The sequence below is a fragment of the Citrobacter telavivensis genome (assembly GCF_041807075.1).
Taxonomy (GTDB): Bacteria; Pseudomonadota; Gammaproteobacteria; order Enterobacterales; family Enterobacteriaceae; genus Citrobacter_A; species Citrobacter_A telavivensis.
Genome location: NZ_JBGUBF010000001.1, coordinates 2,172,570 through 2,186,427 on the forward strand (window position 1 = coordinate 2,172,570; position 13,858 = coordinate 2,186,427).

General features: G+C 54.6%; 12 protein-coding genes. 8 read left to right on the forward strand and 4 right to left on the reverse strand.

Annotation, left to right across the window (positions count from 1 at the left end; genetic code table 11):
• Positions 1 to 58 precede the first annotated feature (58 nt).
• From ACERJC_RS10380 to yejF, 4 genes are read left to right on the forward strand one after another with little or no spacing between them, the layout of a single operon-like run.
• Positions 59 to 1,873 (forward strand): extracellular solute-binding protein, encoded by a 1,815-nt coding sequence (locus ACERJC_RS10380; protein ID WP_373671699.1) that lies wholly within the window; start codon positions 59 to 61, stop codon positions 1,871 to 1,873.
• Positions 1,874 to 2,968 carry a microcin C ABC transporter permease YejB gene (locus tag ACERJC_RS10385; protein ID WP_373671608.1) on the forward strand — a complete coding sequence of 365 codons (1,095 nt, stop codon included), beginning with the start codon at positions 1,874 to 1,876 and terminating at the stop codon, positions 2,966 to 2,968.
• Positions 2,968 to 3,993: an ABC transporter permease gene (locus ACERJC_RS10390; protein ID WP_373671609.1), complete on the forward strand. Its 1,026-nt coding sequence runs from the start codon at positions 2,968 to 2,970 to the stop codon at positions 3,991 to 3,993. The genes ACERJC_RS10385 and ACERJC_RS10390 overlap by 1 nt, the downstream gene beginning before the upstream one ends.
• 1 nt (position 3,994) lies before the next feature.
• Positions 3,995 to 5,584, forward strand: coding sequence for a microcin C ABC transporter ATP-binding protein YejF (gene yejF / locus ACERJC_RS10395; RefSeq protein WP_373671610.1), 1,590 nt, complete (start codon positions 3,995 to 3,997; stop codon positions 5,582 to 5,584).
• Between the two features lie 3 nt (positions 5,585 to 5,587).
• Here the strand turns inward: yejF and ACERJC_RS10400 are convergent, their stop codons facing one another.
• From ACERJC_RS10400 to rsuA, 3 genes are all read right to left on the reverse strand, one after another.
• Positions 5,588 to 5,932 (reverse strand): YejG family protein, encoded by a 345-nt coding sequence (locus tag ACERJC_RS10400; protein ID WP_043000099.1) that lies wholly within the window; start codon positions 5,930 to 5,932, stop codon positions 5,588 to 5,590.
• Between the two features lie 342 nt (positions 5,933 to 6,274).
• Positions 6,275 to 7,465 carry a Bcr/CflA family multidrug efflux MFS transporter gene (locus tag ACERJC_RS10405; RefSeq protein ID WP_152403517.1) on the reverse strand — a complete coding sequence of 397 codons (1,191 nt, stop codon included), beginning with the start codon at positions 7,463 to 7,465 and terminating at the stop codon, positions 6,275 to 6,277.
• Positions 7,466 to 7,516: 51 nt separating this feature from the next.
• Complete coding sequence (gene rsuA, locus ACERJC_RS10410) at positions 7,517 to 8,212, reverse strand: 16S rRNA pseudouridine(516) synthase RsuA (protein ID WP_152403515.1); 696 nt, start codon at positions 8,210 to 8,212, stop codon at positions 7,517 to 7,519.
• A gap of 151 nt (positions 8,213 to 8,363) precedes the next feature.
• Between rsuA and radD the strand changes: the two genes are divergently transcribed.
• Positions 8,364 to 10,124, forward strand: coding sequence for a DNA repair helicase RadD (radD, locus tag ACERJC_RS10415; RefSeq protein WP_373671611.1), 1,761 nt, complete (start codon positions 8,364 to 8,366; stop codon positions 10,122 to 10,124).
• 124 nt (positions 10,125 to 10,248) lie between these two features.
• Positions 10,249 to 10,533 (forward strand): 50S ribosomal protein L25, encoded by a 285-nt coding sequence (gene rplY / locus ACERJC_RS10420; RefSeq protein ID WP_043000095.1) that lies wholly within the window; start codon positions 10,249 to 10,251, stop codon positions 10,531 to 10,533.
• A gap of 52 nt (positions 10,534 to 10,585) precedes the next feature.
• Here rplY and yejK read toward each other — a convergent pair whose 3' ends face one another.
• On the reverse strand, positions 10,586 to 11,593 hold the full coding sequence (gene yejK / locus ACERJC_RS10425) for a nucleoid-associated protein YejK (RefSeq protein ID WP_178823513.1): 1,008 nt from the start codon (positions 11,591 to 11,593) through the stop codon (positions 10,586 to 10,588).
• A 180-nt stretch (positions 11,594 to 11,773) separates the two neighbouring features.
• Between yejK and ACERJC_RS10430 the strand changes: the two genes are divergently transcribed.
• Together ACERJC_RS10430 and yejM are read left to right on the forward strand one after the other, a co-directional pair.
• Positions 11,774 to 12,001, forward strand: a complete 228-nt coding sequence (locus ACERJC_RS10430) for a YejL family protein (protein ID WP_042317936.1) — start codon at positions 11,774 to 11,776, stop codon at positions 11,999 to 12,001.
• Positions 12,002 to 12,032: 31 nt separating this feature from the next.
• A complete protein-coding gene (gene yejM, locus ACERJC_RS10435) occupies positions 12,033 to 13,793 on the forward strand; it encodes an LPS biosynthesis-modulating metalloenzyme YejM (protein WP_152403509.1) in 1,761 nt (586 codons plus the stop codon).
• The last annotated feature ends 65 nt before the right edge of the window (positions 13,794 to 13,858 follow it).

Here is a 13,858-nt window from a genome sequence, read left to right on the forward strand (position 1 = left end):
TTCAGGCATAAGTGTGACCTGTGCCGGCAGGTTAGCAAGAGAAGGAATCCCTTTGCAGATAATCATTCGCATATTGCTGCTGTTTGTCATATTGATGAGCGCGGGCGCCCAGGCGCAGGCGATCAAAGAGAGCTATGCCTTTGCGGTGCTGGGAGAACCTAAATACGCGTTCAATTTTGATCATTTCGATTACGCCAACCCCGCGGCCCCCAAAGGCGGTCAGATCACGCTTTCCGCCCTCGGCACATTCGACAATTTCAACCGCTATGCCCTGCGCGGTAATCCCGCAGCCCGGACTGAACAACTCTACGACACCCTGTTTACCACCTCTGATGACGAGCCCGGCAGCTATTATCCGCTGATCGCCGAGAGCGCACGCTATGCGGAGGATTATTCGTGGGTTGAAATCACGATCAACCCTCGCGCCCGTTTTCATGATGGCTCGCCCGTCATGGCAAAGGATGTCGCCTTCACCTTCAACAAATTTATGACCGAAGGTGTGCCGCAGTTTCGTCTGGTCTACAAAGGCACAACGGTCAAAGCCATTGCGCCGCTGACCGTCCGTATGGAACTCGCGAAGCCGGGTAAAGAGGACATGCTCAGCCTGTTCTCATTGCCCGTGATGCCACAAGCGTACTGGAAAGATCACAAACTCAGCGACCCGCTGTCCAGACCTCCGCTGGGCGGTGGGCCTTACCGCATCAGTCAGTGGAAGATGGGCCAGTATATTGTCTATTCACGCGTGAAGGATTACTGGGCCGCCAATCTGCCGGTCAATCGTGGCCGCTGGAATTTCGATGTCATTCGCTACGACTATTACCTCGACGACAACGTGGCTTTTGAGGCCTTTAAGGCTGGCGCGTTCGATTTGCGTCTGGAAAGCGACGCCAAAAACTGGGCGACACGTTATGTCGGTAAAAACTTTGATAATCAGTACATCATCAAAGATGAGCAGAAAAATGAATCGGCGCAGGATACGCGCTGGCTGGCGTTCAACACTCAGCGCCTCGTTTTCAGCGACCGACGCGTCCGTGAAGCCATTACGCTGGCGTTCGATTTTGAGTGGATGAATAAAGCGCTGTTCTACAACGCCTGGAGCCGGGCAAACAGCTATTTCCAGAACACCGAGTATGCCGCCAGAAACTATCCTGACGCGGCGGAACTGGTACTGCTGGCGCCGATGAAAAAGGATCTGCCGCCGGAGGTCTTCAGCCAGATTTACCAGCCTCCCGTGTCTAAAGGCGACGGTTACGATCGGGAAAACCTGTTAAAAGCCGATAACTTACTGAAAGACGCGGGTTGGGAACTGAAAGACCAGCAGCGCATTAACACGGCCACCGGTAAACCGTTGAGCTTTGAACTGCTCATTTCCGCCGCCAGTAACAGCCAGTGGGTCCTGCCCTTCCAGCACAATCTCCAGCGGCTGGGTATTACGATGAATATTCGCCAGGTAGATAACTCACAACTCACCAATCGCTTGCGCAACCGGGACTACGACATGATGCCGACCCTGTGGCGCGCGATGCCGTGGCCCAGTTCCGATCTGCAAATCTCCTGGGCGTCTGAATACATCGACTCCAGCTATAATGCCCCCGGTGTGAAAAGTCCGGTGGTTGACAAACTGATCGATCAAATCATCGCGGCGCAAGGTGATAAAAACAAACTGCTGCCGCTTGGGCGCGCGCTGGACAGAGTACTTACCTGGAATTACTACATGCTGCCGATGTGGTACATGGCGGAAGACCGACTGGCCTGGTGGGATAAATTCTCCCGTCCGGCCATTCGTCCGATTTATACCATCGGCCTGGATAACTGGTGGTATGACGTAAACCGGGCGGCGAAGTTGCCAGCCGCCAGACGACAGGGAGAATAAATGGGCGCGTACCTGATTCGCCGTTTGTTGCTGGTTATCCCGACGCTCTGGGCGATCATCACCATCAACTTTTTCATCGTGCAAATTGCCCCTGGCGGCCCGGTCGACCAGGCGATTGCCGCCATTGAGTTTGGTCAGACGAGCGCACTGCCCGGTGCCGGAAGCGAAGGCATCCGCGCCAGCCACGCCCGGACCGGGGTGGGTAATATCAGCGACAGCAACTATCGCGGAGGACGCGGCCTTGACCCTGAAGTGATTGCCGAAATCACCCAACGCTACGGTTTTGATAAGCCACTGCACGAGCGCTATTTCACCATGCTGTGGAATTACATTCGCTTCGATTTCGGCGACAGCCTGTTTCGTAGCGCCTCGGTGCTGGCGCTCATCAAAGAGAGTCTGCCGGTGTCTATTACCCTGGGGCTGTGGAGTACGCTCATCATCTATCTGGTGTCGATTCCGTTAGGGATCCGCAAGGCCGTGCATAACGGCAGCCGATTCGACGTCTGGAGCAGCGCGTTTATTATCATTGGCTACGCTATCCCGGCGTTTCTGTTCGCAATACTGTTGATTGTCTTTTTTGCCGGCGGCAGCTATTACGATCTCTTCCCGCTGCGTGGCCTGGTCTCGGCGAATTTTGACTCCCTGCCCTGGTATCAGAAGATAACCGACTATCTGTGGCACATCACCTTACCCGTCCTGGCGACAGTGATTGGCGGGTTTGCCGCGTTGACCATGCTGACCAAAAACGCCTTTCTCGATGAGGTCCGTAAGCAGTACGTCGTCACCGCCCGTGCCAAAGGGGTGAGTGAAGGGAATATCCTGTGGAAGCACGTTTTTCGCAACGCCATGCTGCTGGTGATCGCCGGTTTTCCCGCCACCTTCATCAGTATGTTTTTCACCGGTTCACTGCTGATTGAAGTGATGTTTTCACTCAATGGTCTGGGGCTGTTGGGCTATGAGGCGACGGTTTCACGAGACTACCCGGTGATGTTTGGCACGCTGTACATATTCACCCTGATTGGCCTGCTGCTGAATATTCTCAGTGATATCAGCTATACGCTGGTCGATCCGCGTATTGATTTTGAGGGACGTTAATGGCCCATTTAAGCCCCGTCAATCAGGCCCGCTGGGCACGTTTTCGCCATAATCGTCGTGGTTTCTGGTCGCTGTGGATTTTTCTTGTCCTGTTTGGTCTGAGCCTGTGTTCTGAGCTGATTGCTAACGACAAACCGTTACTGGTGCGCTACGACGGAAGCTGGTATTTCCCGCTGGTCAAAAACTACAGTGAGAGCGATTTTGGCGGCCCTCTGGCAACGAGGGCGGATTACCAGGACCCGTGGTTAAAGCAACAACTGGAAAAGCGCGGTTGGGTTCTCTGGGCACCGGTGCGTTTTGGGGCGAACAGCATCAACTTTGCAACCGACACCCCCTTTCCCTCGTCCCCTTCGGCGCAAAACTGGCTGGGTACCGATGCCAACGGCGGCGACGTGCTGGCGCGAGTGCTTTACGGTACGCGTATTTCCATTCTTTTCGGCCTGATGCTTACCCTGTGTTCAAGCGTCATGGGCGTGCTGGCCGGGGCGTTGCAGGGCTATTACGGGGGTAAAGTGGATCTATGGGGCCAGCGGTTCATTGAAGTCTGGTCGGGTATGCCGACGCTGTTCCTGATCATTTTGCTCTCCAGCGTCGTGCAACCCAACTTCTGGTGGCTGCTGGCGATTACGGTGCTGTTTGGCTGGATGAGTCTGGTGGGCGTGGTGCGCGCAGAGTTCTTACGCACGCGTAATTTTGACTATATCCGGGCCGCCCAGGCGCTCGGCGTTAGCGACCGCAGTATCATCTTTCGCCACATGCTACCCAACGCAATGGTTGCCACCCTGACCTTCTTACCGTTCATTTTATGCAGTTCTATTACTACCCTGACGTCGCTGGACTTCCTCGGCTTTGGTTTGCCGCTAGGCTCTCCTTCGCTGGGCGAGTTGCTCCTGCAAGGTAAAAATAACCTGCAAGCGCCGTGGCTGGGCATCACCGCCTTCCTGTCCGTGGCCATTTTACTCTCGCTGCTGATCTTTATCGGCGAGGCCGTCCGTGACGCATTCGATCCCAACAAGGCGGTGTAATATGACGCAACCTTTGCTCGCCATTGACAATCTGACGCTGGGATTTCGCAAGCAGGAGACGGTCCGCACGGTGGTTAACGCGATTTCGTTGCGCGTGGAGGCTGGCGAAACGCTGGCGCTGGTGGGAGAATCCGGCTCCGGCAAGAGCGTTACCGCGCTGTCGATTCTGCGCCTGTTACCTACCCCGCCCGCAGTGTATCTCGGCGGCGATATCCGTTTTCACGGTGAGTCCTTACTGCACGCCAGTGAGCAGACCCTGCGCGGCGTACGCGGCAACAAGATTGCCATGATTTTCCAGGAGCCGATGGTGTCGCTAAACCCGCTCCACAATCTCGAAAAACAGCTCTATGAAGTGCTTTCCCTGCACCGGGGAATGCGCCGGGAAGCGGCACGCGCGGAGATATTAAGCTGTCTCGACCGGGTCGGCATTCGTCAGGCGGCAACACGACTGGGTGATTACCCGCACCAACTTTCCGGCGGCGAACGTCAGCGGGTGATGATTGCAATGGCGCTATTAACGCGACCCGAATTGCTCATCGCTGATGAGCCAACCACCGCGCTGGATGTCTCGGTACAGGCGCAGATCCTGCAACTGCTGCGCGAACTCCAGCGCGAGCTGAATATGGGGATGTTGTTCATCACCCATAACCTCAGTATTGTCAGGAAGCTCGCCGACAGCGTGGCGGTGATGCAAAACGGGCAATGCGTTGAGCAAAACCGGGCTGCTCCCCTTCTCCATGCGCCCACCCATCCCTACACGCAGAAGTTGCTCAACAGCGAACCGGCAGGCGATCCGGTACCATTGCCGCAGGGGCTGTCCCCCCTTCTCAGTGTTGAGGATTTACGCGTCGCGTTCCCCATTCGCAAGGGCATCCTTAAGCGCGTGGTGGCGAACAATGAGGTGGTGAAAGGCATCAGTTTCAGTCTGCAACCGGGTGAAACGCTGGGGCTGGTGGGGGAATCAGGTTCGGGAAAAAGCACTACCGGGCTGGCGCTCCTGCGGCTTATTACCTCTCAGGGCAGCATAGAATTTGACGGTCAGCAGTTACAACATCTTAAGCGCCGACAGCTGTTGCCCGTTCGTCATCGTATCCAGGTGGTCTTCCAGGATCCCAACTCCTCGCTGAATCCGCGACTGAGCGTACTGCAAATCATTGAAGAAGGACTGCGCGTTCACCAGCCAGCGCTCTCAGCCGAACAGCGTGAGCAGCAGGTCGTGGATGTGATGGCGGAAGTGGGACTGGATGCCGACACGCGTCATCGCTATCCGGCGGAGTTTTCCGGCGGTCAGCGCCAGCGTATCGCAATTGCCAGAGCGCTGATCCTGAAACCGTCATTGATTATTCTTGATGAACCCACGTCGTCTCTCGATCGGACCGTGCAGACGCAAATTCTCGCGCTGTTGAAATCGTTGCAGCAGAAGCATCGTCTGGCCTATATCTTCATAAGCCACGATCTGCACGTGGTACGCGCGTTATGCCATCAGGTGATTGTGCTAAGACAGGGAGAGGTAATCGAGCAGGGGCAATGCCAGCACGTCTTTAGCGCACCGCAGCAGGCGTATACGCGTCAGCTTCTCACGCTAAGCTGACGCTCAAAACGGATTGTTGTTAGAAAACGGTTCGGCAATGGCCACGCCAAAGTTCTTCAGACGACAGGTCGCGGCAAACTCGTCCTGGCGATTCACAAACAGGCACGGTTCACCTTCACACTCCAGTACTGAACATGGCACTTCAATATCGCTGAGCGCCTGGCTGAGTTTATGCATCACCGGCCAGGCGCTATCGCCATCCGGACTCAGCAGTTTAAGCGCCACCAGACTGTTTTCTACACTTTGGCCATTTTGCGGAATCGGTTCAACTTTCGAACCTGCGAAACCCGCTGACCAACGATAGTTCTGTGGTAAGCGATGAACGATTGAGAGCTGTAATGTTGTCACTTTCTTTCCCCGGAAGCACAATAACTTCACAATTTATTTACATCTATATTAACACATCATTGACAATCCGTCCTTAAACGGTTGCATAACGTGACGATCCTTATCCCGCGTGGCCAGTATGGTCGGTATGGCCTTTATTAAAATAGATGTTTCCAGTCGGGATGGGAGCGCGGGCTATATGTACCCGTTTCTGCGATCTAACTCAACCTTTTTAACTACAATGATGTGACTTTTTACATAAATTGATTTTACATAAAATAAACATATATCGGGGAAATGATGGAATTGTCGTTGACATACATCAACAAAGGAAGCCGAACGGCTTCCATGTTGTGTATTTGATCACCGTTTTTTCGGGCGGCTCGCATAGAGATAGAACAAAATTGAACAACTTGCACAGAAAGCAATGGACCAAATCATCGGCCAGGCCGAGTTAAACGTCGCCAGAGAGAGCAATGCGCCGACGAGCGCGCCAATGCCAAAGCGGAAGGTACCCGCCAGCGACGAGGCCGTTCCCGCCATATGTGGGAACTCATCGAGGATCACCGCCATCGCATTGGAGGAGATCATCGACACGCAGCCGACAAAGACCGCCACACCCAGCACCAGCGCCCAGAAACCGACGCCAAACAGCGCGCTGAGCACCATCCACACCGCCATCGCCAGTTGGATCCACAATCCGGTACGGAACATGTTCAGCGCACCGATCCGCCGCACAAAGCGACTGTTAAAAATCGTCATAATGAACAAAAAGACGATGTTCAGGGCGAAGTAGTAACCAAAATCCTGCGGTGATACATGGTTGATTTCGATATACACGAAAGGCCCGGCGCTAAGGAATGAGAACATCCCGGCAAAGCTAAAGCCACTGGCCAGCATATAGCTCAGCACCCGCTTATGGCGAAACAACGAGGCGAAGTTACCTATCGTCGTGCGAATATGGAACGGCTGGCGCTTTTCAACCGGCAGCGTCTCTTTAATGAGCGTCGCGATCATGACAGAGGCCAGCACCGCTGCGATCGCCAGGATCCAGAAGATGTAGTGCCAGCTCAGCCATACCAGCACCCAGCCGCCGATAATCGGCGCCATCAGCGGCGCAATCGTGGTCACCAGCATGACGAATGACATCATGCGGGAGAACTCTTCTTTCGGATACATATCGCGCATCAGCGCATTGATCACCACGCTGGCAGCGGCTGCCGCCAGGCCGTGAAAGAATCGCATGACAATCAGTTGATCGATGGTTTGCGCCAGCGCGCAGGCCACAGCAGCCGCGGCGAACACCAGCGTGCCGCCGAGGATCACCGGTTTTCGCCCGAGGCTATCCGCCATCGGCCCATACAGCAACTGCCCGACGGCGAAGCCCAGAATATAGGTGCTGAGCGTCATCTGCGCACTGCCCGCCGGCACGCCAAACTGCTCGGAGATCACCGGTAGCGCCGGAAGATACATATCGATCGACAGCGGCATCAGCATAGCCAGCAGACCGAGGATAAAAACAATGGCAAAAGACGAGTGCTGCCGGGTGGTCACAAAAAACTCCTGAATTTGTCAGAGGCAGGTTAAAAACCTGGCCTGTCTGGCTTAGACAACGCTGGCAATTTCCGCGTCAGTCAATGGACGATACTCACCCGGTTCAAGGTCAGCATCGAGGATAATGGCGCCGATCCGCTCGCGGTGCAGCCCGACAACGTGGTTGCCCACGGCGGCAAACATCCGTTTCACCTGATGATAGCGCCCTTCGCTAATGGTCAGACGCACCTGCGTGGGAGTAATAACCTCAAGCACAGCCGGCTTCGTGAGATCTTTCTCATTATGGAGTTGCACGCCCTTCGCAAACTGCTCTGCGGTATCACCGGTTACCGGCGACTCCAGCGTGACCAGATAGGTTTTCTCGCAGTGATGACGTGGCGAAGTAATACGATGCGACCACTGCCCATCGTCGGTCATCAGCACCAGACCGGTGGTGTCGATATCCAGGCGACCCGCAGCGTGTAATTTATGCGCGACCGGCTCATCCAGGAAGTAAAGGATCGTCGGATGATCCGGGTCATCGGTTGAGCACACGTAACCCTGGGGTTTATTAAGCATAAAGTAACGTGGGCCATTTTGCTGAACCAGCGTGTTGCCATCATATTCTACGTCGTGTTCTGGCAACAGTTTGAACGCGGTATTTCGGATGATTTCACCATCCACGGTAACACGGCTACCGCGGATCTCACGCCCGGCAATAGCGCGGCTGACGCCGAGTTGCTGAGCGATAAATTTATCAAGTCGCATGAGTGTGATTTTGCCTGTAACAATACGGGAATCGGGCGCGCTGCCCGAAAAGTGGAGCCGTTATCTGCCCAGTATAGCGGGCTAACAACATCCCTCAAGGGAAAACGATTCGTGGCATACTATACCCGAGTTCGTTACGTATTGTGAGACCATGATTTTTACACTTCGCCCCTACCAGCAAGAAGCAGTGGATGCCACGCTCAACCATTTCCGCCGCCATCAAACGCCAGCGGTGATTGTTCTCCCCACCGGCGCCGGTAAAAGCCTGGTGATTGCCGAACTGGCGCGCGTCGCCAGAGGGCGTGTGCTGGTGCTGGCACATGTGAAAGAGCTGGTGGCGCAAAACCATGCCAAATACTGCGCGCTGGGACTGGAGGCCGATATTTTTGCGGCCGGACTCAAACGCAAAGAGAGCCACGGCAAAGTGGTGTTCGGCAGCGTTCAGTCCGTGGCCCGTAACCTGGACGCCTTCCAGAGCGAATTTTCGCTGCTAATTGTTGATGAATGCCATCGCATCGGCGATGACGAAGAGAGCCAGTATCAGCAGATCCTTACTCATCTGAGCAATGCTAATCCCCATATTCGCCTGCTGGGGCTGACCGCCACCCCTTTTCGTCTGGGTAAAGGCTGGATCTATCATTTCCACTACCACGGTATGGTGCGCGGCGACGACAAGGCGCTGTTTCGCGACTGCATTTATGAACTGCCGCTGCGTTATATGATTAAGCACGGCTATCTCACACCGCCGGAACGACTTGATATGCCGGTGGTACAGTACGATTTCAGCCGCCTGCAGGCGCAGAGCAATGGTCTGTTTAGCGACGTTGATCTGAACCGGGAGCTGAAAAAGCAGCAGCGCATCACGCCGCACATCATCAGCCAGATTGTTGAATTTGCCCAGACCCGCAAAGGGGTGATGATATTTGCCGCCACCGTCGAACACGCCAGAGAGATAGTCGGATTGCTGCCCAAAGAGGATTCTGCGCTGATTACAGGCGACACCCCCGGCCCTGAACGCGACGCACTGATCGATGCGTTCAAAGCCCAGGGTTTTCGCTATCTGGTCAATGTCTCCGTCTTAACCACCGGCTTTGATGCCCCGCACGTCGATCTTATCGCCATCCTGCGCCCCACCGAGTCGGTCAGTCTGTACCAACAAATTGTGGGTCGCGGTCTGCGCCTCGCGCCGGGAAAGACGGACTGTTTGATTCTCGATTACGCCGGTAATCCACACGACCTCTATTCCCCGGAAGTGGGCAGCCCGAAAGGCAAAAGTGACAACGTGCCGGTACAGGTCTTTTGTCCGGCCTGCGGCTTCGCCAACACCTTCTGGGGCAAAACCACCGCTGACGGTACCCTGATAGAACATTTCGGACGCCGCTGTCAGGGCTGGTTTGAAGATGATGAGGGACACCGTGAGCAGTGCGATTTTCGCTTTCGCTTTAAAAATTGCCCACAGTGTAATGCCGAAAACGACATTGCCGCCCGTCGCTGCCGGGAATGCGATACGATCCTCGTCGATCCGGACGACATGCTGAAAGCGGCGCTGAAGCTGAAAGACGCGCTGGTGCTCCGCTGTAGCGGCATGACGTTGCAGCACGGTCATGACGAGAAAGGCGAATGGTTGAAAATCACCTACTACGACGAAGACGGCGCGGATGTAAGCGAACGTTTTCGCTTACAAACTCCAGCCCAGCGTACAGCGTTTGAACAACTCTTTATCCGCCCGCATACCCGCACGCCGGGCGTGCCGCTACGCTGGATCACGGCGGCGGATATCCTCGCGCAGCAGACGTTGTTACGTCATCCCGACTTTGTGGTGGCGCGAATGAAAGGTCAATACTGGCAAGTACGGGAAAAAGTGTTCGATTACGAGGGACGTTTCCGTCGGGCACATGAATTACGCGGTTAATCGTACTTTTGATTGATGTAATGGGCGTTTGAGTATAGAATCTCGCCCGCTTTTGCATACGCAAAGCAGATCACTTACCTGTTGCTGGGTCGCCTGTAACAGGAATTATTAAAGAGAGATTTAAATGTTTACTATCAACGCTGAAGTACGTAAAGAGCAGGGTAAGGGTGCGAGCCGCCGCCTGCGTGCCGCTAACAAGTTCCCGGCAATCATCTACGGTGGCAAAGAAGCCCCGATTGCTATCGAACTGGACCACGATTCCATCATGAACATGCAAGCTAAAGAAGGTTTTTATAGCGACGTTCTGACTATCGTTGTTGACGGTAAAGAAGTTAAAGTTAAAGCTCAGGCTGTACAGCGTCACGCGTTCAAGCCGAAGCTGACTCACATCGACTTCGTTCGCGCGTAATCGCCAACAAGTTGAAGAAAAACCCCGCTCCGGCGGGGTTTTTTTATGGCGCTTAGTTACCGCCTGAAGTACGACGCTGAAGCTGATCGCGCAGGTTCGGCGGCGTGCCTTTAATGGTCAACGTATCGGTGGCCGGATCCCAGAAGATGCGTTCGCCCAACAGCATCGCGTCAAAGTTAATGGTTAACCCACCACCGCTACCGGCATATTTAGTCAGTTGACGCAGCGTGCTGCGATCGGCCGGGAAGCTCTCTTCCAGTTCATAGCCTTTCTCTGCCGTAAACTCGCTAAAGCTCACTTCACTGACGCCAGAAAGCTCTTTTGACAGCGACTCCAGTTCAATCTCTTCACCGGCCTGGAGCTGCTCGTTGCAGTAGCTGTACACCTGCTGACGCACGTTCTGACGCTCAGCCTTATCCAGTTGCGCTTCGGCGGTGAAGTCATCGACCGCCTGCAGCAGTCCACGGTTTTGCGCTTTGGCATTGAGACCTTCGCTGGCCCCGAGGAAATCCATAAAGAAGTCCGCCACTTTGCGCCCTACCCGTCCTTTCAGGAAGGTCAGGTAGCGGGTGGATTCCGGATTGGTTTCCCACTCGGTCAGATCGATACGCGCGACAATATCGGCATGGTTGATATCCAGATAGTGCGTTGGGTTGATATCCAGATTCTCATTAACGCGCATGCTGCTTAAGTTGTTCAGCACCGCCACCAGTAAATACTCTACCGCCAGATAGCGATAATGACAGAACAGCACAATGCCGCCGTCAGCGAACGGGTATTTGGCGAGCTCGTCACGCAAACGTCCGGTTGCCGCGCGGCTAAAGGCGAGAAAATCTTCGTCCCCCTGACGCTGCAAGCGCAGTGCTTGCGCCAGTTCGCTCTCTTCGCTGAACAGGCCATACGCTTTGTTTTTCGCGCTATAGACCCGATGCAACTCAGCCATCATATCGACAACGGTGTTTGTCGGTTCCAGTAATGAATCGCGCAGGACCAGCTCAAGGTTTTGCTCATCACGCTTGATAAGCTGGTGCAGGGCAATCTGGTTGATATCCAGACTCATGATAAACTCTCCTTAAAGACCGGGCGGTATTCAACCACCACCGGCGAGGCGACGCAACAGAAGATGCAGCGCCATTTTGCCTGTCGCACGGTAACGCGAATTATTGAGGATAAAAAAGCGGAAAAAAAACTGTTGCTACGGTAATATGTTGCCCTTTCATGAATAAACTGATTTCGATTTATGCCACAAATCTCCCGCTATAGTGACGAACACGTTGAACAACTGCTCACCGAGATGCTCAACGTACTGGAAAAACATAAGGCACCGACTGACCTTTCCCTGATGGTGCTGGGAAACATGGTCACCAACCTTATAAATACCAGCATTGCCCCGGCTCAGCGCCAGGCGATTGCGAACTCTTTTGCCCGCGCGTTACAGTCCTCGGTAAACGACGACAAAGCGCACTAAAAGCCGACTTCGGGGAAACGAACGACAAGTTATGGTAACTCACCGTCAGCGCTACCGTGAAAAAGTCTCCCAGATGGTTAGCTGGGGGCACTGGTTTGCACTGTTCAACATTCTGCTGGCCATTGTGCTTGGCAGCCGTTACCTGTTTGTCGCCGACTGGCCGACAACGCTGGCGGGTCGTGTTTACTCGTATCTGAGTATCGTCGGTCATTTCAGCTTTCTGGTGTTTGCCACTTATCTGCTGATTCTGTTCCCGCTGACGTTCATTGTGATGTCCCAGAGGCTGATGCGTTTCCTGTCAGCCATTCTGGCGACGGCCGGAATGACGCTTCTGCTGATCGACAGCGAAGTGTTTACCCGTTTCCACCTGCATCTTAATCCCATCGTCTGGGAACTGGTGATTAACCCCGACCAGAATGAAATGGCGCGCGACTGGCAGCTGATGTTTATCAGCGTGCCGGTTATCCTGCTGATTGAAATGCTGTTTGCGACCTGGAGTTGGCAAAAACTGCGCAGCCTGACGCGTCGTCGCCACTTCGCCAAGCCGCTGGCCGCCTTCTTCTTTGTGTCATTTATTACCTCGCATGTGGTCTATATCTGGGCGGATGCCAATTTCTATCGCCCGATCACCATGCAGCGCGCCAATCTGCCGCTCTCCTATCCGATGACCGCTCGCCGGTTTCTGGAAAAACATGGCCTGCTGGATGCGCAGGAGTATCAGCGCCGTCTGGTTGAGCAGGGAAATCCTGAAGCCGTGTCCGTACAGTATCCGCTGAGCGAGTTACGTTATCGCGATATGGGCACCGGGCAAAACGTCCTGCTGATCACCGTCGATGGCCTGAACTATTCGCGCTATGAAAAGCAGATGCCTGCCCTCGCCGGATTTGCCGAGCAGAACATTGCCTTCACGCGCCACATGAGTTCCGGCAACACCACCGACAACGGTATTTTTGGCCTGTTCTACGGCGTGTCACCGAGCTATATGGACGGTATTCTGTCCACCCGAACGCCCGCTGCGCTGATTTCGGCGTTGAATCAACAAGGATATCAACTGGGGCTATTCTCCTCCGACGGCTTTACCAGCCCGCTGTACCGCCAGGCATTGCTGTCTGACTTCTCAATGCCCAGCGTACAAACGCAGTCCGACGAGCAGACCGCCAGCCAGTGGATCAACTGGCTGGGCCGTTACGCACAGGAAGATAACCGCTGGTTCTCGTGGGTTTCGTTTAACGGCACCAACGTTGACGACAGCAACCAGGCGACTTTCATCCGCCGTTACGCCCGCGCGGCGGGAGATGTTGATAAACAGATCAACCGCGTGCTCGGTGCGCTGCGTGAATCCGGCAAACTGGATAACACCGTTGTGATTATCACTGCCGGTCGCGGCGTCGCGCTGAACGATGAAGAAAGAAACTTCGCCTGGTCACGCGGCCACCTGCAGGTTCCGCTTATCATTCACTGGCCGGGAACCCCCGCGCAGCGGATCAACAGCCTGACCGATCATACTGATGTCATGACCACGCTAATGCAGCGTCTGCTCCACGTCAGCACGCCTGCCAATGAGTATTCGCAGGGACAGGATCTGTTCAACGCCAATCGTCGCCACTACTGGGTGACGGCGGCCGATCTCAGTACGCTGGCGATCACTACGCCTGAAATGACGCTGGTGCTGAACAACAACGGCAAGTACCAGACTTACGATTTACGCGGCGAGAAGATTAAAGATCAGAAGCCACAGTTGAGTCTGCTGTTGCAGGTGTTGACGGACGAGAAGCGTTTTATCGCTAACTGATTTATTATTAATCAGTTAGCCGGATGTCCCCTTGCATTCGGTGCGGAAAGCGGTAGTATTACCTC